Origin of the sequence: Roseateles sp. (assembly GCF_052436255.1) — a bacterium.
Classification (GTDB): domain Bacteria; phylum Pseudomonadota; class Gammaproteobacteria; order Burkholderiales; family Burkholderiaceae_C; genus Pelomonas.
In genome coordinates this window covers 1-22,975 of the sequence record NZ_JBQVNP010000004.1, presented here as the reverse complement: position 1 = coordinate 22,975, position 22,975 = coordinate 1, and the positions used below count along the sequence as shown (strand labels likewise).

The following is a 22,975-nucleotide window of genomic DNA, read 5'->3' as shown; positions in this document are numbered from 1 at the left end:
CGCATGCGCCCCCGAGGCCAAGGGGTGGCCGCCCCTGGGCCGAGGGGGCGGCCCGCTAAACTGCGCGGCTGCATTTTTGGACGCCCGCGAATGGAAAAAGATCAGGTCCTCGGCCATGTGCTGAGGCTTCTCGACGACGTGCTGAGCCTCAACGGCCGCGCCCAAACCTTCAACCGCGACACCGCCCTGCTCGGCGCATTGCCGGAGCTGGACTCGATGGCCGTGGTCAGCCTGATCACCGCAATGGAAGAGCAACTCGGCCTTGTCGTCGATGACGACGACATCGACGGCGACACGTTCGCCACCGTGGGCTCGCTGGCGGACTTTGTCGCCGCCCGTCTGGATTGATCCCTCACGCCGACGTCTTCTTCCTGCCCGCCGCTGGCGGCGAGCAGCGGCTCTGCCTGTTCCACGCCCCGTCGTCAGCGTCTCGGGGCGCGGCGCGCAGCAAAGTCCTCTACCTGCACCCGTTTGCAGAGGAAATGAACAAGTCGCGCCGCATGGCGGCGCTGGCCTGCCGCGCGCTGGCCGAGGCCGGGCATGCGGTGTTGCAGATCGACCTGCGCGGTTGCGGCGATTCGTCGGCCGACTTCGGCGACGCGAGCTGGGCCGACTGGCGGGCCGATGTGCGCCTGGGCCTTGAATGGCTGGACGCCCATGTACCCGATGCGCCGCTGTGGCTCTGGGGCCTGCGCGCTGGCTGCCTGCTGGCGCCGGCGGACTGGGGCCGGCCGGTCAACCACCTGTTCTGGCAGCCGATGACGAGCGGCAAGGTCGCGCTGCAGCAGTTCCTGCGCCTGAAGCTGGCCGCCGAGATGGTCAGCGGTGCCAGCAAGGGGCTGATGGAGCAAATGAAGGCCGAACTGGCGGCCGGCCGGCCGGTCGAGATCGCCGGCTACCGCCTGGGTGCCGGGCTGGCGTCGGGCCTGGAGGCAGCGAAGCTTGCGCCCACGGGCGCGGCGGGCCGCGTCGAATGGCTGGAGGTCAGCACGCGCGACGACGCCGCGCTGACGCCCGTCAGCGCGCAGGCCATCAAGGGCTGGCAGGAGGCCGGCTGGGCGGTGCGGCCGCAGATCGTTTCAGGGCCGGGCTTCTGGTCGACCAGCGAGATCGAACTGGCGCCAGCGCTGATTGCCCGCACGTTGGAGGCACTGTCGTGAAAGAGTCGGTACTGCGCTTGGCTTGCGAGGGCACACCGCTGGTGGGCATCCTGGCCGAGCCGTCCGACGGTGCGGCTGCCGAAGTGGGCCTGCTCATCATCGTCGGCGGCCCCCAATACCGCGCCGGCAGCCACCGCCAGTTCACGCTGCTGGCCCGCCACCTCGCGGCCAACGGCTTCGCCGCATTGCGCTTCGACTACCGGGGCATGGGCGACAGCCCGGGCGAAGCGCGTGACTTCCTCGGTGTCGAGGCCGACATCGCCGCCGCCATCAGCGCGCTGCTGGCGGCCCGCCCCACGCTCAAACGCGTCGCGCTCTGGGGTCTGTGCGACGCCGCCTCGGCCGCCCTGCTCTACCTTGAATCGACCCGTGACGACCGCGTGGCCGGGGTCGCACTTCTCAACCCCTGGGTTCGGTCCGCCGCTACGCTGGCGCAGACCCACGTCAAGCACTACTACTGGCGCCGCCTGCGGGAGCGTGGGTTCTGGCTGAAGTTGCTGAAGGGCGGCGTGGGCGGCGCGGCCTTGCGCGGGCTGGCGAGCAATCTGCGGCTGGCGCGCGGCGCTGGCCATAAGACCGACTCCCGCAGCTTCCAGGACCGCATGGCGGCGGGGCTGCGCGGCTTCGGCGGGCCGACGCTGCTGGTGCTGAGTGGCGATGACTACACTGCCAGCGAGTTCGCAAGTTGCGCCGCAGCCTCGCCCGCCTGGGCAGGGCTGCTGAAGCGGCCCGCGCTGGACCTGCACGAGATCCCGACAGCCGATCACACGTTTTCGGCCCTGCCGGACCATGACGCCCAATGCCGCATCTGTTTGGATTGGTTGAGGACACGATGCCTAGCGAAGTACACCTGATGAAACGAGCCACCTTGGCACTGGCTTTCAGCATGGCGCTCGTGGCCATGCCTGCCGACGCGCAGGGGCGGCGGGCGCCTTCGCCGGAGGGCTGCGGTGAAACACGCAACGTCTACGGCCCGTTTGACTACCGGACCGCCAACGCCCAGCAGCGCTCCATCGTCGAGAACGCCCACTTCACGCGCGGCGTGGAAACGCTGACCAAGGGCGAGACCGGGCCGTTCGGCGGCGACATCGGCTACACGCTGGCCGTGTTTCCCAACCATGCACGCGCCATCATTTCGATGGACCGCCTCACACAGAAAGAAAAATCCGACCCTCCGAAGGGGGCCGACATGACCATCGAATGCTATTTCGCCCGAGGCATGGCGTTCGCACCGGACGACCTGGTGTTCCGGATGCTGTACGTCGACTCCCTGATCCGCCGCAACCGGCTCAGCGACGCGCAGCGCTTTCTGGACTATGTGGTTACGCAAGCTGGCGACAACCCGTTGACGCATTTCAATGCGGGCATGCTGTACGCCGACATGAAGGATTACGCCAAGGCCCTTGCCCAGGCACACCGCGTGATGGCCATGGGCATGACGCGAACGGAGCTGCGAAAGCGCCTTGAGTCCGCCGGTCGGTGGACTGAGCCCGAGATCGAAGCAGCCGCGGCTGCAGCTTCGGACACGGCCTCGTCGACCCCGCGCTGACTTTGACGCCCCATGCCGCGCGTCAACATCGTCATCCCTGCCTACAACGCCGAAGCCTTCATTGCCGACACGCTCCGCTCGGCGCTGAACCAGTCCTTCCCCGATCTGCAACTCACCGTCATCGACGACGGCTCCAAGGACGCCACCGCGGCAAACGCCGCGTTGGATGACGCCCGCGTGCGCGTCATCTCGCAGGAGAACCGTGGCATGTCGCGCTCGCGCAATCGCGGCATGGCGGAGGTAGATTCGGAGTTCGTCGCTCTGCTCGATGCGGACGATTTGTGGCACCCCGAGAAGCTGCGCCTCCAACTCGAAGCGCTGCAGAGCCGCCCCGACCACGACTTTTGCTACACGGGCTTCCAGGTCTGGCACGGCGAGCCCCGCCCGGGGTTTTTCGACGAGCCGCGCAGCGGGCGGATCGACGAGACGCTGTCCGGCTGGATCTACCCCCGCCTCATCCTGGACAACCATGCGCTGCCCTCCTCGGTGCTGTGGCGACGCAGCGCCTGGGACAGCATGGGTGGTTTCGTGACGGACAACCAGCAGACGGATGACTGGGAATATCTGGTGCGCGCAAGCACGCAGCACCGCTTCGTGCGCCTGGCCGAGCCCTTCGTGCTCTACCGGCAGCATCCGGTCTCGCTGTCGCGGCGCATTCCGGCCACCAATACGACCGAGCTGATGCGGGCCGACCTGATCCGGCGCTTCGGCCTAAGCTCACCGGCAGGTCACGCGATCGACCTCAAGGCGCTGGAAGGCTTCCAGCACCGCGGCTGGTGCAACTTCGCCGATACGCATTGCGCCAAGGGCGACCTCGGATTGGGGCTCAAGACATTCGCCGGCCTGCTCGCCCGTGGCCCCTACCGCGGGCGCACGCTCGCCAAGATGGGCAAGTCCCTGGTGCGCCGCTGGATTCCGAAGGCCGACAGCCCACGCTAGTCAGGCCGGCAAGCGATGCCGGCTGCGTTCGACCACATCGCGGTAGACCTCGAAGTGCCGCTCCACGCTGCGCCGCCAGGAAAACTGCCGCGCCCAGGCTGCAGCTTCTGCCGCGCGCTGCGCGCGCGCCTCGGCCGGCAGCATCAGCACCTCCCGCAAGGCGCCCAGCCAGGCATCAAAGTCCTGCGGTTCATTGGTCCAGGTTAGCGGGCCGACAAGGTCGACCAAGCTGCTCACGGGGCTGAAAAGCACCGGCGTGCCGGCCGCCTGTGCCTCAACGGCCGGAAAGCCGAAGCCCTCGTAGAGCGTCGGATAGATCGCTGCTTCGGCCCCACGGTACAGCGTGACCAGTTCGCTGTCTTCCAGGAAGGGCGCGAAATGCACGCGGCCACGCAGGCTTTCGGGAATGCGCTCCAACGGCGCCGTCCCCGCGCCAAAGCCGCAACCCACGAGGTGCAGATCGTCGCGCCCGCAGCGAGCCAGCAATTCCAGCGCCCAGTCGAAACGCTTGCGCGCCTGCGCACCTCCCAGGTACAGCAGATAGGGCGAGCCGGCCAGCGCCTGCTCCAAGGCTGGCGGCAGCGGCGCGCGCGCCGCGCTGAAGAATTCATCCGCGATCCCGTGCGGGATGATCGTCAGCCGGTCGGCCAAGAACGGCCAACGCTTGACGATGTCTCGCCGTGATGACTCGCTGATTGTGATGACGGCCGCACAACGCCGCAGCGCCACCCGCTGCACGTCATGAAGATGGAAGCGCTCCAGCCCCTGGGTGGGCTCATCCCACGGCACCGTGTCATGGATGGTCACGATGGTGGGTACCGGCTGCCAGATGGGGGCGGTGTTCTCGGCGCAATGCAGCAACTGCGGCCCGCCCTGCTGCCGCAGCTTCATCGGCAGCCCCAACTGCTCCCACAGGTGGAAGCGGTCACCGCGGAACTCGAAAACGTCGGTGCGCCCCAACAACTTCTCAGGCACACGGAAGGGCAGTGCCGGGTTGTGCCCGTAAGCGGTCCAGCTCAGGTCGTCGCTGGTGCGGGTATTGCGCAGCAACTCCTGCACATAGCGCCCGGTACCGCGCAGGTGCGGTACGTTCAAGGTGCGGGCGGCCATGGCGACATGCAGGTTCATGAGATCGTCGGTCGAGGGTCTGAAGTGAGGGGCTGCCGAAGATGAGCGGCCAAGCGCAAGGCCAGGGCCGCGATCGTCAGGCCGGTATTGGCGATGCCGCTGGCCGGGATCAAGGACCCGTCGCAGACATGCAGGTTGGACAGGCCGTGAACGCGTGCATTGATGTCGCAGACCCCGCTATGCGCATCGACCGACAGGCGGGCGGTACCTGAATGGTGGGCCGCGGAGCGCAGGTCGCTCTGCCAGCCACTGAACACGCGGGCCCGCTTGGTCACCGGCGCAAGCCAGGCCAGCACGTCCTCCACGGATGCATCGAGCTCCTTCAAGAACGCCTCGGACAGTTGCCAGCGGCGCACCCGGACGTCGGCGCCGGTTTGTGCATCCAGCTCATTCCAGATCGACAGGTCGGCTGCCGTCGGCATCTGGGCACACATCAACAGCGTGTAGTGCTTGGTCGGCAGGTGAATGCCGAACTTGAACGACAGGATGTCCAGGATGTCGTCCCAGTGCCTGAGCAGCCTGAGGTAGTGAAGCGGGTTCCAGAGGTTGCGGCGCAGCTCGTTGAGCACGCTGCCGACACGCTCGCGGCGGCTGTTGCGGTAGTAGTTGGCCGCCGGCCGCAACTGAAACGACATGTGCAGCCCGGCCCGCTTCACCACCATGGGCAGGCGCAGATTGCCATCCGTCCCCGGCACACGGTAGTTCCACAGCCGATACAGCGGCACGGTCACCTCGACCTCGCCGACGAAGCCCATCGGATGGTCCTCGTAATGAGCGCCGGCATGGCGCAGCGCCGGAAGCGGTACGCGGTGACGCAACTTCTGCAGCAGCACGGGAGAACCAAGCCCGCCAGCACACAGCACAAAGACGTCGCCCTCGATCTGGCTGCGCTGGGTGCCGTCCGCCACGGTGATGCTGGCGATGCGCGACGTCGAATCGTTCAATGCGAAGTCGACGACATCGCCCGAAACCAGTTGCACCCGCCCCTGCAGCCCGAGACTGTCCCAGACATTGCGCGGCCAGCGTGGGTAGTAAAGGCCCTGGAGCAAGCCCTCCGGAAGGCCAAGCTGGCGATACTTGCGGCGCAGTTCTTCAATGGCCGCCTGGACCGGCGCCAGGCCGACGCCGGCCAGCAGCAAGAACGCCTGCTCGTAGTAAGCGTCCAGCGTCGCCTTTGGGAACGGCCAGTGCGCGGCGAAGATCTCTTCGTCGATCTCGATCAGGCCGTTGTGCCAGAGCTGCGTCGTGCCGCCGAGGCCGGCGCCGACATGGGGATCGGTGCCGGCCGGCAGGCCCGCGTCGACGACGGGATAGCGGCGGTCATCCGCCTCCCGGCCACGCTCCACCAGCACGACCTCATGCGAATCCAACAATGCATGTGCCAGCACGCACCCGCCTAGGCCGGCGCCGACGATGACCGCCCTGGGCCTCATCGCGGCAGGACACCCTCGGCGCACAGCCAGTCCCGGCTCAGGCGCAAGCCCTGGGCGAAATCGACGCGTGGCGACCAGTCCAGCAGGCGCTTGGCCTTTTCATTGGCAAAAGTGATCGGGAAGGTTTCGCGCTGCACACGACCCAGCGGCGGCCAAGGCGCTACCGGCGACCGCCAGCCGGCCAAGCGCCGCAGCTTGCGGAACAGGCGCGTCGGCAACCCGCCGACCGGCTCGGGGGGATGCGCGGCCCAGTAAGCCTCGGCATCTGCAGACGACAGGCTGACAAACCGGGGCGCCGGCTCCACCATTGAGGCAAATCCACGGATGAACTCGCCCCAGCTCACCGGTCGATCCGCATTGATGAACATCGCCTGCCCCAGAGCCGCGTCGCTCACCAGGGCGGCTTCGATGGCGTCGCAGACATCGTCGACGAACACGACGTTGCAGACCCCGCGACCCTCGTCAAACAGCGTCACTTCGCCGGCCTGGGCCTGGCGGATGACCTGGCGTTCGAAATGACCGCCCAAGCCATAGACGACGGTGGGGCGCAGGATGACCGCATGCAGGTCGCCACGGTTGATGGCCGCCTGGACGATCTCCTCCTGCTCGGCCTTGGAGTCAGAGTAGCCCTCACCGTACCGCCCAATGCGCGCGGTGTCTTCGCGCGCCGCCTCGGCGCCGGGTCGAGGCCCATGGACCGACATCGTGCTGATATGCACGAAACGGCGCACCTTCTGCGCCACGGCCGCGTCGACGAGGCGCCGTGTCGCCTCGGGCCCGCGGTCACCGTGGGCGAGGTGGACGACGGCGTCGCAACCTTGGAGCGCCTCTGTCACGGCGGCTGCCTGGAGCAGGTCGGCGACGACCGTCTGACTGCCTTGTGCCTGCAGCCTAGCTGCAGCCGCAGCACTTCTGAGCATGGCTACATAGGAATGCTCGGCCTGGTCGAAGTGCTGGCGCAGCCGAGAACCGATGAAGCCGGCAGCACCAGTGATCAGGCAGCGCGACGGACGCGAAACGAGCGTAGGCATCTTGTTGACTCGAGGAATGGGGGAAGAGTAGGCGGTCTGATGCATTGTGCTCACAAGCGTCGAGGATCTTCCGCTCCACCGCTGACCGTCGGGTCGGGCGCGATCATATCGGCGGTCCAGGGGCAATCCAGCGTGACGGGCTGCTCAATCGCGGGGTTGTCCAGTCCCTGCTACGCGACAACACGCGCACTACACTGCCGGGCCCGCCGGTCGGCGGTGCCGCCAACGGCGCTTCTCCTGCAGCGCGGCATTCCGGGGCCTATCGAACCATTCGCCATGCCTGTTCACATCGCCGTCATCATCTGTACCTGGAACCGCGCCGAAAGTCTCGGTGTGACATTGCAGTCATTGCGCGGTCAGGAACTCGCCGCCGGCACGGATGTCGAGTTCATCGTCATGGACAACAACTCGGCGGACTCAACAAGGCAGACCGTCGAAGCAGCCCAAGCAACGTGGCCTGTCGGCCGTCTTCACTACAGGTTCGAAGACCGCCAAGGCAAGCAGTTCGCGCTGAACAGCGGCATCTCATTTGCACGATCACTGGGCTGCAGCCTGCTGCTGTTCTCGGACGATGACATTCTGTTCCCGGCGCACTGGTGCCAGCAGTCGGCGCGGTTCTTTGCCGACCCTACTGTCATGCTCGTCGGTGGGAAGACCCTGCTCGACTGGTCCCCGGCTGGTCCGCCTGTCTGGTTCCATCGCAACATGAGCGCCATCCTGGCAGGCGTAGACCTGGGCGACGCGCGGCTGGACCGCCCGGACCCAACCTACGCGCCGGCGGGCTCCAACATGGCCGCACGCGCTGAGCTTTTCGATCTAGTGGGCGGCTTCTCCGAGACTCACTTTCGCCACATGGACTACGAGTTCGGCCAGCGTTGCATGCGCCGTGGCGTGCACGTCGTCTACGAAGCCGACTGGGTCGTCAGGGCGCCTGTCGATCCGCACCTGTTGACTAAGCGCTATTTCAGGCGCTGGTCCTTGAAGGCCGGCATCTCGCCATGGCAGGACATGCAGCCAGGCGTCCGGCACATCGCGTGCGTGCCGGCATGGCTGTATCGACAGCTTTTGCAGGACATGCTTGCCTGGCTGGTGGCGCCGGCCCGTGGCGAAAATTCGGCGGCCCGCTTCCTCCGAGAACTTCGAATCTGGCGCGCCTGGGGAACCGTCGCTAGCCGCTGGATGTCGAAGCTGCGGCCTGCCGCGTATCCCGCCTGGGTGAAACGGCGGTCGCAGAAGAGGCAAAACATCTACTGATGGCCACCGTCCGCCGCTCGCTTGGTTTCGCATTCCTGGAGCGCTATCTGTTGATCGCGTTGCAGTTGCTGTCGTTCACGCTGCTCGCGCGCTTGTTGACACCGGCGCAGATCGGCCTTTACTCGGTGTCGATGGCTCTGATCAGCATCGCTCAGGTCGTGCGGGACTTCGGACTTGCGAACTATTTGATCCAGCGAAAGGACCTCGGTCCAGACGACATCGGCAGCGCGCTGGGCACCTCGCTGCTGCTGGGCGGCGGCCTGTTCGTGCTCGCTCAAGCTGCGGCGCCCTGGATCGGCGATTTCTACGGCGATGCCAGCCTCGTCCAAATCGTGCGCGTCATCTCGTTCAACTTCCTGATCTTGCCCTTCAACTCGATCTCCATCGCGCTGCTGCGCCGTGACATGCGTTTCGACGTGCTGATGCGCGTCAACGTGGCGGCCGCCGTCGTCGGCACTTTTACGTCGCTGGCCTTGGCCTGGGCCGGCGTCGGAGCGGCAAGCCTGGCCTGGGGTGATCTCGCCGGCAGCCTGGCGACCGCGCTGAGCGTCAGCCTGGCAGGCGCTTGGGGCCGCTTGACGCGCCCGCAGCTGAAGCGCTGGCGTGAGATTCTGCATTTCGGCGGCCCGGTCACGGCGGCGAATGTCGTCACGTCTGTGTCCATGGACATCAACGACCTCGCTGTCGGCAAGTTGCTGGACTTCAGCCAGGTCGCCATCGCCAGCCGCGCCCAGGGGCTGATGAACCTCTTCCATCGCGACATCATGGGCACCGTGCGCTCGGTCGCCTACCCGGCCTTTGCGCAGGCACACCGCGAGGGCAGCCAGCTTGAACAGCGCTATGTGCAAAGCCTGGCCGCCGCCAGCGCCGTGGCATGGCCGTTTTACGGCTTCGTCAGTCTGTTCGCTCTTGAGGTATTGCGGCTGATGTTCGGCCCCCAGTGGGACGCCTCGGCGCCACTGGTGCCCATCTTCTGCGCTGCCGGTGCAGTCAGTGTGCTGAACAGTCTCATCCCGACGCTGATGCTTGCAGCTGGCCACGCGCAGCTCGTCGCGCTGGCTGATCTCATCATCCAGCCGGTAAAGGCGCTGTTGCTCGTCGCCGTCATCTGGCATTGGCGTGCGCTGGAGCCGCTGGCCCTCGGCGTGCTGGCGATGGCAATCGTTGCCGTGCCCTACTTCTACGCCTTCAAGCAGCGCTGCTTGCCAAGCGATTTCCGCGGCATTGCCCGCGAGCTGGTGCGCAACACACTGCTGGCGCTGGTCTGCCTGCTGCCCAGCGCCCTCATCGCAGCCTGGCTGCGCCCGGCCGGCGGGGCACTCGCCCTGCCCATCTGGCTGACCTGCGCGGGCCTGACGGTGCTGTTCTGGCTGGCCGGCCTGAGACTGCTCGGCCATCCGCTTTACGCCGAGATCCTCGGCTTCATTCGGCGGCGTCGCGCCGCAGCGGTGAGCTCATGAGCGTCTTCTCCATCATCGTCACGTACAACGGTGCCACCTGGATTGCCCGTGCGTTGCAGTCGCTGCGTGACAGCAACCACGCCTGCACAGCCATCGTGGTCGACAACGCGTCCAGCGACGACACCTGTGCGATCGTCCGCCGCGACTTCCCTGACGCCGTGCTCATCGAGGCTGGCGCCAATTTCGGCTTCGGACGTGGCAACAACCTTGGAATTGCGCATGCACTGCGAGCCGGCGCCGACGCCGTGCTGCTGCTGAACCAGGACGCCTACGTCACTCCTGAGGCCGTCGGCCAATTGGCCACGTTTCTGCAGGCGCAGCCAGATTTCGACGTTGTCAGTCCGCTGCACTGCAGCCCCGACCTGAGCCGCGTCGATCCCAATACGCAAAGCGCCTACCTGCAACGCCATGCGCCCAGCTATCTGTCGGATGCCTGCCTGGGCCGTGTGCAGTCCTACTACCCCATCCGCGGCATCAACGCGGCCGCCTGGCTGTTGCGTGCCGACGTGTTCCGCCGGGTAGGCGGCTTCGACCCGCTGTTCTTCATGTACGGCGAAGACGACGACCTGATCGAACGCTTTGCGCACCACGGCCTACGCACAGCACTGCTGCCGGCGGCGCGCATCGTGCACCTGCGCGCGAAACCACCGAGACCACAGCAAACCTGGCGCCAGCAGCTCCACGCCCGCAGCGAGCGGCTGCGTTCGGCGCTGCTGCTAGAACTGAAGCGTCCCGGGGGCAGCTTGTCGGGCCAGGTGCTGCGGCTGTTGTCAACCGGCATCCTGCATCCCCTGGCCGACCTGCTCGCCAACCACGATCTCCAGCTGTTCATGGCGCACTTACTGGCCAGCCTGCGCGTCCTGGGCGAGTTCGGCGTCATCAGGCAGCACACCCGCCTCTGCGCTCGCCCCGGCGCGCATTTCCTGAATCTCGACGCGCCATGAGATCCAACCTGCACTGGCAGGTCGACCTCCTCGACGCACAGCAAGGTCTCGGCGTGCATCGCCAATCTTGGGATCGGCTCAACCACCGGTTGATGGGCAGGCACCCGATGCTGGACGGCATATTCGTTGATGCGCTGCTGCGTCATTTCGACGCGGGCGGCGCGCGGCTCGCATTTGCGCGGCAAGGCGACGCGCCCATGGCCATGCTACTGCTCACCGCACAGCCGCGCGGCCTGGGCGTTTGGTCCAGTTACCTGCCCTCGCAGAGCCAGATCGGCCCATCCCTGCTACCGACAGAGCTGGACGTCGGTGGCCTGCTGGCGGCGCTGCCAGGCTACGCCAGCGAGTTGGACCTACTGTGCAATGACCCGCGCTTCGGAGACTTGCGCGAACTGCCCCGCGTGCCGCTGCAATCCTTGCCCCATGCGTTGACGATGAACGTCAGCCTCAAGGGAAGCTTCGACGACTACTGGGCCCAACGCCCGCGCAAGCTGATTCAGAACATGCGCCGCTATCTGCGCCGCCTGCAGTCGGAGGCTGGCGCCGCCCGTTTGGATGTGGTCAGTGATTCGGCCGCTATTGCGGCTGCCGTGGACCGATATGCGGTGCTGGAAAGTAGCGGCTGGAAGGGCCGCGAGGGCACCGCTGTGGGCAACGGCAATCCACAGGGACGTTTTTACGCTGAGGTCATGCGTGCGTTCGCCGCGCGCGGCGAAGCCCTCGTCTACGAGCTGTGGTTAGGCGAGCAGTTGGTTGCGTCACGCATGCTGCTGGCCCGAGGAGGCATGGTCGTGATGCTCAAGACGGCCTTCGACGAGCAGTTCGAGCGTCTCGCGCCCGGGCGGATTCTGCTGCAGCTCACGCTTGAGGACCTGTTCAAGCGTCTGCCAGGCGGCGTCGTCGAGTTCTACACCAACGCCGACGCCGACCTGCTGGCCTGGTCGACCTCCCAGCGCTGGATCAACCATGTCAGCGTCTACCGCCATCCGGGCGTGGCCGCCGTCTATGGCCTGCTCAGGCGCGGCCGTGGGTGGCGCGCACGTGCGCAGCAGCGCCCGCGGGTCGACGCCAGCGTCATGGCGCAGCGCAGCGGTGCGGTGGTGGAGCGCTTCAGTCACCCGCGCGAGATGCCCAATGACGCGCTCGCCCTGCTGGGCCAGCGCGAGCAGGCCTATGTGGAGTTCGGCGCCGACTGGTTCGGGCTGCTGGCCGACACGGTGTTCCGCGACGCGGCGCAGGCGGCCTTCTACGTCTTGCGCCGCCAAGGCCGCGTGCTGGCGGTGCTGCCCATCGGCATCCAGCCCGGTGACACCGGCGTGGAGGTCGGCGCGCTGGCCAACTACTACACCACGCTCTACGCCCCGGCGCTGGCGGACGACCTCGCGCCCGAGGACCTGTTGCCGCTGATGCTGGCGCTGCGTCAAGGCCAGCGCGGCGCGCCTGCGTATCGCTTCTGGCCGATGGACCCGAAGGCGCGCGAGTTCGCACTGCTGCGCGACGCACTGCGCCTGGCCGGGCTGCGGCCGCATGAGTACTTCGCCTTCGGCAACTGGTATCTGCAGGTCGACAGCGACTGGGCGAGCTATCTCAAGAACCGCAGCGGCCAGCTGCGCAGCACCATCAAGCGCATGACCAAGCGCCTGGCGGCCGAGGACGGCGGCCGCCTGGAAATCATCCGCGACGAAGCCGACGCGGAGCGCGGCATCGCGGCCTACGAGGCGGTGTACGGCGCCAGCTGGAAGGTGCCCGAGCCGTATGTCGATTTCATTCCAGGCCTGATCCGGCTGTGCGCGCGGCGCGGCTGGCTGCGGCTGGGCCTGGCGTGGATCGGCGACAAGCCGATTGCCGCCCAGTTGTGGATCGTCAACGCCGGGCGCGCCCATATCTACAAGGTCGCCTACGACGAGGCCTTCAAGGCGATTGCACCGGGCACGCTGGTCACGGCCTTGCTGCTCGAGGAGGCCATCGAGCGCGACAAGGTCGCAGAAGTGGACTACCTGATCGGCGACGACGTCTACAAGAAGACCTGGATGAGCCACCGCCGCGAGCGCTTCGGCCTCGTGGCCTACGACCCGCTGACCTTGCGTGGCCTGTTGGGCCTGGCGCGCCAAGCCATTGGCGCGGCGTGGCGCCGTCTGCGCCCCAATCCCGGGCCGCCCATCGACAATCCGCCCGCCTGAAGCCCTGAGCGACAAGAAGAGATGCACGCCCACGACCTGCCTGCCGACACGCCCTTCGCCTCTGGCGCTCCCCGTTTCGCCGCCCCGGCCACCGATGCGCTCGCCGCCTGGCAGCAGGCCTACGCCGCGCGCGGCGCCGCCTGTGCCGCTGGTGTGGGTGGCGAGTTCGCCGTCGCGCTGAACCTGCCCAGCGGCGCGACCTACCTGGCCGTCGACCGTTTTGCCATACACAGCCTGTGCTACGCCGTGCGCGACGGCCGCCTGCACTTCGCGACGCGCGCCGACGTGCTGGCCCGCCAGCTCGGCATTCGCGAGCTCGATCCGCAGGCGCTGTTCAACTACCTGTTCCATCACTGCATCCCGTCGCCGCGCACCATCTACGCCGGCATCCACCGCCTGCCCCCGGCGCACTATGCGTTGTTCGAGAACGGCCAGCTGACCGTCGCGCCCTACTGGGTTGCGCGCTTCGACGAGCAGGCCAGCCCCAGCTTCGACGCGCTGCGCGACGAGTTTCGCGGCATCCTGCGCGCAGCCGTGCGCGACCGCCTGGATGCCGACGGCCGCACCGCCTGCTTCCTCAGCGGTGGCACCGACAGCTCCACCGTGGCCGGCCTGCTCGGCGAGGTCACCGGCAAGGCGCCGGCGAGTTATTCCATCGGCTTCGAGGCCGAGGGCTATGACGAGATGGACTACGCGCGCATCGCCGCCAAGGCCTATGGCGCCGACCATCACGAGTACTACGTGACGCCGGCCGACCTCGTCAAGGCCATCCCCGACGTCGCCGCGCACTACGACCAGCCCTTCGGCAACTCCTCGGCGGTGCCGGCCTTCTATTGCGCCCGCAAGGCGCATGACGACGGCTACACCCGCATGCTGGCCGGCGACGGCGGCGACGAGCTCTTCGGTGGCAACACGCGCTACGCCAAGGAACGCGTCTTCCATGTCTACAGCCAGATCCCGTCGCCGCTGCGCAGCGGCGTGCTGAACCCGCTGTTCATGAACCCGGTCACCGGCAACATCCCGCTGCTGAAAAAGGGCACCAGCTACATCCGCCAGGCGCGGGTGCCCATGCCCGACCGCATGCAGAGCTACAACCTGCTGGACCGTCTCGGCATGGCCGAGGTGCTGACGCCTGCCTTCCTGGCCGCCGTCGACACCGGTGTACCGCGCGAGCACCAGCGCGCCACCTGGGCCGCTGGCCCGCACGAGGCCAGCCTCGTCAACCAGATGCTGGCCTTCGACTGGCGCTACACGCTGGCCGAGAACGACCTGCCCAAGGTCGTCGGCACGACGGCGCTGGCCGGCGTCGACGTCGGCTTCCCGCTGCTGGACACGCGGTTGCTGGACTTCTCGCTCAAGCTGCCAACCAGCTACAAGCTCAAGGGCCTGAAGCTGCGCTGGTTCTTCAAGGAGGCGCTGCGCGGTTTCCTGCCGGACGAAATCCTGACGAAGAAGAAGCACGGCTTCGGCCTGCCCTTCGGTCCCTGGGCGGTCAAGGATGCGGCGCTGAACGCGCTGGCTGCGGAGTCCTTGCGCGGCGTGGTAGCGCGCGGCCTCGTGCGCGCCGACTTCGTCGAGCGCCTGCTGACGCAGCGCCTCAAGGAGCACGCCGGCTACTACGGCGAGATGGTCTGGATCCTGATGATGCTGGAGCAGTGGCTGCGCAGGCATGCGCCGGACTACCGCTTCGCCTGAACCACGGCGCTTTCGCCACGATCACCACCTGGGCGACATCGTCGCTGCGCAAGAAGCCGCCCGCCCCAACAAAAAGACCATGCGCCTGTCCTCCTTGACGCCCCTCCTGCTGGCGCTGTGCGCCCTGCCACCACTGGCCAACGCCAACGCCAACACCGAGGCACCGGCAAGCGCCTGTTCGCTGTCGCCCGTCGCCAGCGAGATGCGTGAGCTGACCTCGGGCGGCCGCACGCGCACCTATCGGCTCTTCGTCCCGCCCCTCGTCGGCCGCCGGGCCACACTGCCCTTGGTCCTCGACCTGCATGGCTCGGGCGGCGACGCCGCCGGTCAGGCCAGGACCAGCGGCTTCGAGGCGCTGGCGGCCCGCGAAGGCTTTGCCGTCGCCTCGCTGCAGGCCGAGGGCTCGCGCTGGAACGTACCCGTCACGGCCGGGCGCGCCGACGACGTGCAATACGTGTCCGACGTCCTCGACCACATCGCCAGCCGCAGTTGCATCGATTCCGCGCGCATCTATGCCACCGGCTTCTCGGGCGGCGGGCGCATGTCGTCGCTGCTGGGCTGCCGGCTCAACCACCGCATCGCGGCGATTGCGCCGGTCGGCGGGCTGCGCTGGACCGGTCCCTGCCCCGGGCGTGCCCTGCCGGTGCTCGGCGTGCATGGCCTGGCCGACCTGACCAACGCCTACGAAGGCGGCGGCGACCGCGGCGGCGAGTGGGTCGACAGCGTGCCGCAAGCCCTGGCCGGGTGGGCCACGCACAACCGCTGCCAGCCCAAGCTCGCGCAGGAAGACCCGCCGGGACCTTCGCACACCGTGCGCTACACCGGCTGCGCGGGCGGCGCCGAAGTGCGGCTGCTGCGCATCGACGGCATGGGCCACATCTGGCCCCGCACAGAAATCGACGCGACCCACACAATCTGGCAGTTCTTCAAGGACCACTCGCTGCAGTAGGTCCACCCAAGAGGGCACGCCCATGTCAAACATCCACGCCTACGCTGCCCATACCGCGGGCGGCCCCTTGCAGCCCTTCGACTTCGACCCCGGTCCGCTCGGCGACGAGGATGTGGAAATCACCGTCGAGCATTGCGGCGTCTGCCACTCCGACCTGGCCATGATCGACAGCGAGTGGTTTCCCGCCAGCTATCCGGTCGTGCCCGGCCACGAGGTTGTCGGTCGCATCACCGCACTGGGCCCGCGCGCCAAGGGGCGGCAGCTGGGCCAGCGTGTCGGCGTGGGCTGGCACACCGGCAGCTGCACGCACTGCAACTTCTGCATCGGCGGGGAGCAGCACCTGTGCGGCAAGCGCCAGCCGACGCTGATCGGCCGCCACGGCGGCTTTGCGGACCGGCTGCGGTCGCACTGGAGCTGGGCCATCCCGCTGCCCGATGCGCTCGACCCCGCCGCGGCCGGCCCACTGATGTGCGGCGGCGGCACGGTGTTCCTGCCCTTCGTGCTGCATGCCGTGAAGCCGACGGATCGCGTGGGCGTCGTCGGCATCGGCGGGCTGGGCCACCTGGCCGTCAAGTTCGCGCGCGCCTGGGGCTGCGAGGTGACGGCGTTCACATCGTCGCCGTCCAAGCGCGACGAGGCGCTGGCGCTGGGCGCCCACAAGACCCTGTCGAGCGTCGACAAGGCCGAACTGAAGGCCGCCGCCGGCAGCCTGGACTTCCTGCTCATCACTGTCGGCGCCGCGCTGAACTGGGATGCGCTGGTCGCCACGCTGGCACCCAAGGGCCGCATGCACCTGGTGGGCGTGGTGACCGACGCGCTGAGCGTCAGGAGCGGCGGCCTGCTGAGCTGGCAGAAAGGCCTGTCGGCCTCGCCCACGCCGCCGCCCTCGGTGCTGGCGACGATGCTGGAGTTCTCGGCCCGCCACCAGATCCTGCCGCAGGTGGAGCGCTTCCCCATGAGCCGCGTGAACGAGGCGCTGGACCACCTGCGCAGCGGCAAGGCGCGCTACCGGGTGGTGCTGGACGCGGACTTCTGAGCATCGCCGGCGCCGTCGACTGGCGACGCGGTGGGCTGGCCGAGGCCGTGCAACACCCGCTGCGGATATGGAATCTCCACGCCCAGGCCATTGAGCGTGCGCAGCACCGCCAGGTTGACCATGGAGCGGACGTTGCCGCTGCCGTTCTCCGGATCCATGATCCAGAAGAACACCGTCAGCTCCAGGCCGTCGTTGGCGAAATTGCTCAGTTGCACTGCCGGGCCGGGGTCGCTGAGCACCCGCGGCACCTCGGTCACGGCGGCGATCAAAGCCTCGATGACGCGTTCCACGTCGCAGCCATAGCTGACCTGGACGATCGTGGACAGCAGCACGCGCGGATCCGCCAGCGACGCGTTCTCGACCCGCTGCGTGATCAGCATCTCGTTGGGCACGATGGCTTCGCGGCCGCCCAGCGAGCGAATCACCGTGTAGCGCGTCTTGATGTCCGTCACGCGGCCCTCGAAGCCGTCGACCTTGACCATGTCGCCGATGCGCAATGACCGCTCCGCCAGGATGACGAAGCCGCTCACATAGTTGGCCGCCAGCTTCTGCAGGCCGAAACCGATGCCCACGCCAAGCGCGCCGCCCAGCACGCCGAGCGCCGTGAGGTCGATGCCGGCGGCGGACAGCGCAAACAGCAGGCCGACGAAAAGCAGCAGCGCGCGGATGGCGCTGGCCGCGATCTTGCGCATGGACAGGTGCATGGACTCGCGCTGCAACAGCCTGGCCTCGATGGCCGCCGACACCCACAGGGCCAGCACCAGCACGAGGGCCGCCGTCAGGCCGCCCTCGATGACGTTGCGCAGCGTCAGCTTGACGGCACCGAACTTCCAGCCGATGTTGTCCAGCTCGTCGAGGATGATGGGCAGCAGGCCCGTCACCCACAGCACGGCGCCCAGCCATACCACCCAAGAGCCGATGCGCTCAACGAGCCGGATCGGTGCCGAATCGGGCCAGGCCGCCGTCAGCACGCGGGCGGTGACCCGGATGATCGCCAGCGACACCAGCAGCGGCAGAGCCAGCTTGAACAGCGCTGGCGCCAGGCCCCAAAGCGGCAGCAGGCGGCCCGCGCCGAAGGTCAGCGCCAGCGCCAGCAGCGGGAAGAGCGCGCCGTCGATGACACGCTCGCCGAACAGCACGCTGCTCTCGCGCTTGTTGACCGCACGCGACAGCACCCAGCTCAGCAGTCCCGCCAGTAGCAGGCAACCCAGCAGCACGGCCCATTCGGCCAGCGCATCGGCGCTGAAGGCACGGCCCAGCAAGGCTTGCAGTTCATTCATGTTCAAGGGTTGGCGCATCGGGTTCATGGGAAAGGCACGCGCCAGCCGGCACGCGGCCGCGGTTCAGGAAAGGGCACTCAAAGGTCCGCCAGCACGCGCAGATGCACGCCCACACTGCGTGACAACGCATGCAGGTTATAGCCGCCTTCCAGCACCGACACGATGCGGCCTTGGGCATGGCGCTCGGCGATGGCCTTGAGCTTGAGGGTGATCCACTCGTAGTCGGCCTCGACCAGGCCGAGCTGGCCGAGCTCGTCGTCGCGGTGGGCGTCGAACCCGGCCGAGATGAAGATCATCTGCGGCTTGAAGCGCTCCAGCGCCGGCAGCCACATCGCCTCGATGATCTCGCGCACCTCGCCGCCGCGCGTATAGGCGGGCAGCGGCACGTTGACCATGTTGGTGCCCTTGGGAACGGCGCCGCTGTAGGGGTAGAGCGGGTGCTGGAACATGCTGACCATCAGCACGCGGTCGTCGCCGGCAATGATGTCTTCCGTGCCGTTGCCGTGGTGGACGTCGAAGTCGACGATGGCCACGCGCTTCAAGCCACGCACATCCAGCGCATGCCGCGCCGCGATGGCCACATTGTTGAAGAAGCAAAAGCCCATGCTCTGGTCACGCGTGGCGTGATGGCCGGGCGGGCGCACCGAGCAGAAGGCGTTGTCGGCGCGGCCGTCGATGACGAGGTCGGTCGCCTGCACCGCCGCGCCCGCCGCGTGCAGCGCCGCCGACCAGGTGTGGGCATTGGCCGAGGTGTCGGGGTCGACCGCGCAGCGCTCGCCCTTCTCGGCACAGTCGCGCAGCATGGTGCCGATCTCGCTGACGTAGCCATGCGTGTGCGCCAGCTCCACGTCCTTGAGGTCCACCGGCCGGGCGTCAAAATGTTCCAGCGCCTGGCTCAGGCCAGAGGCGATCAACCAGTCGTCGATGGCGGCCAAGCGTTCGGGGCATTCGGGGTGGCCTTCGCCCATGTCGTGGCGGCGGCACTCGGGGGGATTGAAGTAGGCGGTGGGCATGTCTCTTGATATGGTCAGGTCCATGACGACGCCATCACGAACACTGGCAGGGCAACTGCAGGCCTTGCAAAACCAGATTAGCACGGTCATCAAGGGCAAACCCGCCCAGATCGCCGATTCCCTGGCCTGCCTGATTGCCGGCGGCCATCTGCTGATCGAAGACCTGCCCGGCGTTGGCAAGACCACGCTGGCCCATGCGCTGGCCATCTCGCTGGGCCTGAAGTTCTCGCGCCTGCAGTTCACGGCCGACCTGCTGCCCAGCGACCTGCTCGGCGTGTCCGTCTACGAGCGCGAGAAGAACGGCTTTGCCTTCCACCCCGGCCCGGTGTTCGCCCAGGTGCTGCTGGCCGACGAGATCAACCGCGCCGGCCCCAAGACGCAGAGCGCGCTGCTGGAGGCCATGGAAGAGCACCAGGTCAGCATCGAGGGCGTCAGCCATCCGCTGCCCGCGCCCTTCTTCGTCATCGCCACACAGAACCCCAGCGAGCAGCTCGGCACCTTTCCGCTGCCGGAATCGCAGCTGGACCGTTTCCTGATGTGCATTTCCCTCGGCTACCCCGACGCCGCCGCCGAACGCGAGCTGCTGACCGGCCAGGACAGCCGCGAGCTGCTGCGTGCCTTGAAGCCCGTCATGACGCCGCCTGAGCTGGTCCAGGCGCAGGCGGCCGTGCGCCAGATCCACGCCGCGCCGCCGCTGCTGGACTATCTGCAGGCCCTGATCGCCGCCACCCGTTCGGGCCAGTGGTTCGTCGAAGGGCTGTCACCGCGCGCGGGTCTGGCCGTGCTGCGCGCCTCGCGGGCTCGGGCGCTGCTGCAGGGGCGCGACTACGTGTCGCCCGACGACATCCAGGCCATCCTGCCCCAGACCATCGCCCACCGCCTGCTGCCGCGGGCCGGCGCCGGTCGCGGCGCGCGCGAACAGGTGCGGGCCATGATCGAGGCGATTCCCCTGCCGTGATGGCCCACCCCCTACGGCCTGCGGCCGCCCCCTCGAGGGGGCACCGCCAGTGGCCCGGCAAAGCCGGTTCCACGGCAGTCGCTTGGGAAGGCACTCTGGCGCCATCGCGAAAATGGGCACGCTCCGGCAGGTGCCCGCGATGAGCCTTGCGACCACGGCATTGTTTCGTCGATGGCAGGCCTGGTGGCAGGCCAGGCATCCCCTGGCCGACACCCACCAGACGACGCAGCGCAACGTCTACATCGTGCCCACGCTGGCCGGCCTGGCCTTCTGCGGCACGCTGGCCGTGCTGCTGCTGGCCAGCATCAACGAGCAGCTCAGCCTGGGCTATGCGCTGACCTTTGCCCTGACGGGGGCGGGCCTGGCCTCCATGCACACGACGCACGCCAACTTGCGCGGCCTGCAGATGGACCTGCGCGCCCCCGATGGCGTGCATGCCGGTGATGAATACGTGCTGGAACTGCGCCTGCACAACAGCGGCGACGCGCGCTTCGGCATCGCCGTCAGCGCCCAGTTTGACAGCGGCCCGACCGAGCCGGCCTGGGTCGATGTGCCGGCGCTGGGCCATGCTGTGCTCAAGCTGCGGCTGCCGGCCGAAAAGCGTGGCCTGCGCGAGTTGCCGCGCCTGAGCGTCACCACGCGTTTCCCGCTCGGCTTCTTCCGTGCCTGGAGCTACTGGCGGCCGGCCGCCAGGGTCTGGGTCTACCCCCGACCCGAGGACGTGCTGGCGCCCTTCCCCGCCCAGGCCGAGGCCGGCACCGGCGAGGCCGCATCGATGCGGCTGGCGCAGACCGGCAGCGACTTCTCCGGCGTGCGCAGCTACCGCCGTGGCGACTCGATGAAGCAGATCCTGTGGCGCAAGTCGGCGCTGGCCCTGGACCAGGGCCTGCCGCTGTGGGTGCGCGAGACCGAGGCGCCGCTGGCCCAGGACCTGTGGCTGGACTGGCGCGACACCTTGGGGCCCGACGTCGAGGCACGGCTGTCGCGCCTGGCCGCCTGGGTGCTGGCGGCAGAGCGCCTGAGCCAGCCCTATGGTCTGCGCCTGGCCGGGCGGGAGATCGCGCCTTCGCTCGGCGCGGTGCACCGGCTGGCCTGCCTGGAGTTGCTGGCGGAGTTCGACGCATGAAGGCCTTCTCCACTTGGTGGGGCCGCCTGCCGCGCGACACGCGCGACAGCTTCTTCCTGCTCGGCGTCATCACGGCCGTCATCGCGCCGCATGCCGGCCACCTGCCCTGGTGGAGCACGGCGCTGACGACCGTCGTGCTGGCCTGGCGCGGCCTGCTCGCCTGGCGGCAGCGCCTGCTGCCGGGCCGCTGGTGGCTGCTGGCCGTCATCGTGCTCTACACCGGCCTGACCTGGCTGACCTACCGCACCGTCATCGGGCGCGATGCCGGCATCACGCTGCTGGTCATGCTGATGGCGCTGAAGACGCTGGAGCTGCGCGCGCGTCGCGACGCGTTCGTCGTCTTCTTCCTCGGCTTCTTCCTCGTGCTGACGCAGTTCCTGTTCTCGCAGTCGCTGCTGACGGCCCTGTGGTCGCTGTTCGCGCTGTGGGGGCTGCTGGCGGCCGTCGTGCTGGCGCAGATGCCCTCGGGCGTGCCCAGCATCGCCATCGCCGCCCGCCGCGCGGCCGGCACGACGGCGCTGGGCCTGCCGGTCATGGTGCTGCTGTTCGTGCTGTTCCCGCGCGTGGCGCCGCTGTGGGGCGTGCCGACGGAGGCCATCGGCAAGACCGGCCTGTCCAACCAGCTCGAGTTCGGCGCGATGAACGAGATCGCCAACGACGAGAGCATCGCGATGCGGCTAAAGTTCGACGGCGCCCTGCCGCCGCCGGACCAGCGCTATTTCCGCGGCCCGGTGCTGACCCGCTTCGACGGCAAGACCTGGCGCACGCCCGACCCGCGGCCCAGCCGCACCTGGCTGCGCAGCCGCGACGAAGTGACCACCAGCGGCCCGGTGCTGCGCTATGAGATGACGCTGGAGCCGCTGCGCCTGTCGGTACTGCCGCTGCTGGAGATGAGCCCGCCTGCGGCCGGCGACGAGATGGCCCTGCCCGACCTGAACATCGTGCGCGGACCGGAGCTGCAATGGATCTCCCCCCGCCCCATCACCGAGCGGCTGAGGATCAACGCCAGCGCCCAGCCTGCCTGGGCCGCCGGCGTGCGCCGCGACCGCATCGCGCGCGCGGCCGACAGCGAGCTCCCCGCCAGCCTCAACCCGCGCAGCCTGGCCTGGGCCGCAGAGCTGGCCAGCCAGCCGCGCTTCGCCGATCTCGCGCCGGGGCCGCGCGCCGAGGCCCTGGCCACGGCCCTGCTGGCGCATGTGCGCACCGAGGACTTCACCTACACGCTGACACCCGGCCGCTATGGCGAGACTTCGCCGCATGTCATCGACGAGTTCTGGCTGGACCGGCGCCTGGGCTTCTGCGAGCACTTCGCCTCCGCCTTCGTCGTGCTGATGCGTGCCATGGACGTTCCGGCGCGCATCGTCACCGGCTTCCAGGGCTGGGACACCGAGCCGCAGGACGGCTACTACATCGTGCGCAACGCCAATGCCCACGCCTGGGCCGAGTTCTGGGTCGAGGGCCGTGGCTGGGTGCGCAGCGACCCGACCGCCGCCGTCGCCCCTGACCGTGTCATCCAGGGTCAGGCCTTGCGCCCGCAGCCCGGCGTGCTGGGCCAGTTCAACCCGACGCTGTGGCGCGCCATGCGCAGCGGCTGGGAGACCATCAACAACCGCTGGCAGCAGCTGGTGCTGAACTATTCGCGCCAGAACCAGTTCGACCTGCTCAAGCGCCTCGGCTTCGCCCGGCCCGACTGGACGAGCCTGGGCCAGGCGCTGGCGGGCGTCATCCTGGCGTTCGCACTGGCCGGCGCCGCCTGGATACGCTGGAGCAGCCGCCCGCACGACGCCTGGAGCCGCCAGCGCGCGCGCATCACGGCCCTGCTGGCGCGCGCCGGCGTGGC

20 protein-coding genes are annotated in these 22,975 nt (G+C 68.2%); 15 read left to right on the top strand and 5 right to left on the bottom strand.

The window, feature by feature from the left end:
• Positions 1 to 90 precede the first annotated feature (90 nt).
• Genes ACT6S0_RS01715 through ACT6S0_RS01695 form a run of 5 tightly spaced genes read left to right on the top strand, consistent with a single transcriptional unit; the run spans position 91 to position 3,648 of the window.
• Entirely contained in the window at positions 91 to 348 is a 258-nt protein-coding gene (locus ACT6S0_RS01715) for an acyl carrier protein (RefSeq protein ID WP_444762186.1), read from the top strand.
• A complete protein-coding gene (locus ACT6S0_RS01710) occupies positions 345 to 1,160 on the top strand; it encodes a hydrolase 2, exosortase A system-associated (protein ID WP_444762185.1) in 816 nt (271 codons plus the stop codon). Before ACT6S0_RS01715 ends, ACT6S0_RS01710 begins: the two co-directional genes overlap by 4 nt.
• Complete coding sequence (locus tag ACT6S0_RS01705) at positions 1,157 to 2,014, top strand: hydrolase 1, exosortase A system-associated (RefSeq protein ID WP_444762184.1); 858 nt, start codon at positions 1,157 to 1,159, stop codon at positions 2,012 to 2,014. The genes ACT6S0_RS01710 and ACT6S0_RS01705 overlap by 4 nt, the downstream gene beginning before the upstream one ends.
• A complete protein-coding gene (locus ACT6S0_RS01700) occupies positions 1,960 to 2,709 on the top strand; it encodes a tetratricopeptide repeat protein (protein ID WP_444762264.1) in 750 nt (249 codons plus the stop codon). The genes ACT6S0_RS01705 and ACT6S0_RS01700 overlap by 55 nt, the downstream gene beginning before the upstream one ends.
• A gap of 12 nt (positions 2,710 to 2,721) precedes the next feature.
• Positions 2,722 to 3,648: a glycosyltransferase family 2 protein gene (locus tag ACT6S0_RS01695; protein ID WP_444762183.1), complete on the top strand. Its 927-nt coding sequence runs from the start codon at positions 2,722 to 2,724 to the stop codon at positions 3,646 to 3,648.
• Here ACT6S0_RS01695 and ACT6S0_RS01690 read toward each other — a convergent pair whose 3' ends face one another.
• The 3 genes from ACT6S0_RS01690 to ACT6S0_RS01680 are packed head-to-tail and all read right to left on the bottom strand — an operon-like array spanning position 3,649 to position 7,240.
• Positions 3,649 to 4,776: a glycosyltransferase family 4 protein gene (locus ACT6S0_RS01690; RefSeq protein WP_444762182.1), complete on the bottom strand. Its 1,128-nt coding sequence runs from the start codon at positions 4,774 to 4,776 to the stop codon at positions 3,649 to 3,651.
• Positions 4,773 to 6,164, bottom strand: a complete 1,392-nt coding sequence (locus ACT6S0_RS01685; RefSeq protein ID WP_444762181.1) for a GMC oxidoreductase — start codon at positions 6,162 to 6,164, stop codon at positions 4,773 to 4,775. Before ACT6S0_RS01685 ends, ACT6S0_RS01690 begins: the two co-directional genes overlap by 4 nt.
• A 41-nt stretch (positions 6,165 to 6,205) precedes the next feature.
• Positions 6,206 to 7,240 (bottom strand): NAD-dependent epimerase/dehydratase family protein, encoded by a 1,035-nt coding sequence (locus ACT6S0_RS01680; protein ID WP_444762180.1) that lies wholly within the window; start codon positions 7,238 to 7,240, stop codon positions 6,206 to 6,208.
• Between the two features lie 276 nt (positions 7,241 to 7,516).
• Here ACT6S0_RS01680 and ACT6S0_RS01675 point away from each other — a divergent pair, with 276 nt between their 5' ends.
• The 7 genes from ACT6S0_RS01675 to ahr all read left to right on the top strand — a co-directional run bounded on the left by ACT6S0_RS01675 (position 7,517) and on the right by ahr (position 16,758).
• Entirely contained in the window at positions 7,517 to 8,494 is a 978-nt protein-coding gene (locus ACT6S0_RS01675) for a glycosyltransferase (protein ID WP_444762179.1), read from the top strand.
• Entirely contained in the window at positions 8,494 to 9,954 is a 1,461-nt protein-coding gene (locus ACT6S0_RS01670; RefSeq protein ID WP_444762178.1) for a lipopolysaccharide biosynthesis protein, read from the top strand. The genes ACT6S0_RS01675 and ACT6S0_RS01670 overlap by 1 nt, the downstream gene beginning before the upstream one ends.
• Positions 9,951 to 10,898: a glycosyltransferase family 2 protein gene (locus tag ACT6S0_RS01665; RefSeq protein ID WP_444762177.1), complete on the top strand. Its 948-nt coding sequence runs from the start codon at positions 9,951 to 9,953 to the stop codon at positions 10,896 to 10,898. The genes ACT6S0_RS01670 and ACT6S0_RS01665 overlap by 4 nt, the downstream gene beginning before the upstream one ends.
• Positions 10,895 to 13,078 carry a GNAT family N-acetyltransferase gene (locus ACT6S0_RS01660; protein ID WP_444762176.1) on the top strand — a complete coding sequence of 728 codons (2,184 nt, stop codon included), beginning with the start codon at positions 10,895 to 10,897 and terminating at the stop codon, positions 13,076 to 13,078. The genes ACT6S0_RS01665 and ACT6S0_RS01660 overlap by 4 nt, the downstream gene beginning before the upstream one ends.
• A 21-nt stretch (positions 13,079 to 13,099) precedes the next feature.
• Entirely contained in the window at positions 13,100 to 14,773 is a 1,674-nt protein-coding gene (locus tag ACT6S0_RS01655; protein ID WP_444762175.1) for an asparagine synthetase B family protein, read from the top strand.
• Between the two features lie 79 nt (positions 14,774 to 14,852).
• On the top strand, positions 14,853 to 15,722 hold the full coding sequence (locus ACT6S0_RS01650; RefSeq protein ID WP_444762174.1) for an alpha/beta hydrolase family esterase: 870 nt from the start codon (positions 14,853 to 14,855) through the stop codon (positions 15,720 to 15,722).
• 22 nt (positions 15,723 to 15,744) lie between these two features.
• Positions 15,745 to 16,758: an NADPH-dependent aldehyde reductase Ahr gene (gene ahr / locus ACT6S0_RS01645; RefSeq protein ID WP_444762173.1), complete on the top strand. Its 1,014-nt coding sequence runs from the start codon at positions 15,745 to 15,747 to the stop codon at positions 16,756 to 16,758.
• Here the strand turns inward: ahr and ACT6S0_RS01640 are convergent.
• Together ACT6S0_RS01640 and ACT6S0_RS01635 are read right to left on the bottom strand one after the other, a co-directional pair.
• A complete protein-coding gene (locus ACT6S0_RS01640; RefSeq protein WP_444762172.1) occupies positions 16,728 to 18,038 on the bottom strand; it encodes a mechanosensitive ion channel family protein in 1,311 nt (436 codons plus the stop codon). The two genes, ahr and ACT6S0_RS01640, sit on opposite strands and share 31 nt — an antisense overlap.
• A 77-nt stretch (positions 18,039 to 18,115) precedes the next feature.
• On the bottom strand, positions 18,116 to 19,051 hold the full coding sequence (locus ACT6S0_RS01635; RefSeq protein ID WP_444762171.1) for a histone deacetylase family protein: 936 nt from the start codon (positions 19,049 to 19,051) through the stop codon (positions 18,116 to 18,118).
• Positions 19,052 to 19,061: 10 nt separating this feature from the next.
• On the opposite strand from ACT6S0_RS01635, the gene ACT6S0_RS01630 reads away from it, so the two are divergent.
• The 3 genes from ACT6S0_RS01630 to ACT6S0_RS01620 form a co-directional block, all read left to right on the top strand.
• Entirely contained in the window at positions 19,062 to 20,009 is a 948-nt protein-coding gene (locus tag ACT6S0_RS01630) for an AAA family ATPase (RefSeq protein WP_444762261.1), read from the top strand.
• 139 nt (positions 20,010 to 20,148) lie between these two features.
• Complete coding sequence (locus ACT6S0_RS01625) at positions 20,149 to 21,135, top strand: DUF58 domain-containing protein (protein WP_444692185.1); 987 nt, start codon at positions 20,149 to 20,151, stop codon at positions 21,133 to 21,135.
• The coding region (locus ACT6S0_RS01620; RefSeq protein WP_444762170.1) for a transglutaminase family protein at positions 21,132 to 22,975 on the top strand (1,844 nt) is incomplete at its 3' end. The genes ACT6S0_RS01625 and ACT6S0_RS01620, both read left to right, overlap by 4 nt.

Bases quoted from the DNA above. Each gene is read 5' to 3' on its own strand.
- ACT6S0_RS01715 (WP_444762186.1), top strand. From the start codon at position 91: ATGGAAAAAGATCAGGTCCTCGGCCATGTGCTGAGGCTTCTCGACGAC.
- ACT6S0_RS01700 (WP_444762264.1), top strand. From the start codon at position 1,960: ATGCCGCATCTGTTTGGATTGGTTGAGGACACGATGCCTAGCGAAGTA.
- ACT6S0_RS01695 (WP_444762183.1), top strand. From the start codon at position 2,722: ATGCCGCGCGTCAACATCGTCATCCCTGCCTACAACGCCGAAGCCTTC.
- ACT6S0_RS01690 (WP_444762182.1), bottom strand. From the start codon at position 4,776: ATGAACCTGCATGTCGCCATGGCCGCCCGCACCTTGAACGTACCGCAC.
- ACT6S0_RS01680 (WP_444762180.1), bottom strand. From the start codon at position 7,240: ATGCCTACGCTCGTTTCGCGTCCGTCGCGCTGCCTGATCACTGGTGCT.
- ACT6S0_RS01675 (WP_444762179.1), top strand. From the start codon at position 7,517: ATGCCTGTTCACATCGCCGTCATCATCTGTACCTGGAACCGCGCCGAA.
- ACT6S0_RS01670 (WP_444762178.1), top strand. From the start codon at position 8,494: ATGGCCACCGTCCGCCGCTCGCTTGGTTTCGCATTCCTGGAGCGCTAT.
- ACT6S0_RS01665 (WP_444762177.1), top strand. From the start codon at position 9,951: ATGAGCGTCTTCTCCATCATCGTCACGTACAACGGTGCCACCTGGATT.
- ACT6S0_RS01660 (WP_444762176.1), top strand. From the start codon at position 10,895: ATGAGATCCAACCTGCACTGGCAGGTCGACCTCCTCGACGCACAGCAA.
- ACT6S0_RS01655 (WP_444762175.1), top strand. From the start codon at position 13,100: ATGCACGCCCACGACCTGCCTGCCGACACGCCCTTCGCCTCTGGCGCT.
- ACT6S0_RS01650 (WP_444762174.1), top strand. From the start codon at position 14,853: ATGCGCCTGTCCTCCTTGACGCCCCTCCTGCTGGCGCTGTGCGCCCTG.
- ahr (WP_444762173.1), top strand. From the start codon at position 15,745: ATGTCAAACATCCACGCCTACGCTGCCCATACCGCGGGCGGCCCCTTG.
- ACT6S0_RS01640 (WP_444762172.1), bottom strand. From the start codon at position 18,038: ATGAATGAACTGCAAGCCTTGCTGGGCCGTGCCTTCAGCGCCGATGCG.
- ACT6S0_RS01635 (WP_444762171.1), bottom strand. From the start codon at position 19,051: ATGCCCACCGCCTACTTCAATCCCCCCGAGTGCCGCCGCCACGACATG.
- ACT6S0_RS01630 (WP_444762261.1), top strand. From the start codon at position 19,062: ATGGTCAGGTCCATGACGACGCCATCACGAACACTGGCAGGGCAACTG.
- ACT6S0_RS01625 (WP_444692185.1), top strand. From the start codon at position 20,149: ATGAGCCTTGCGACCACGGCATTGTTTCGTCGATGGCAGGCCTGGTGG.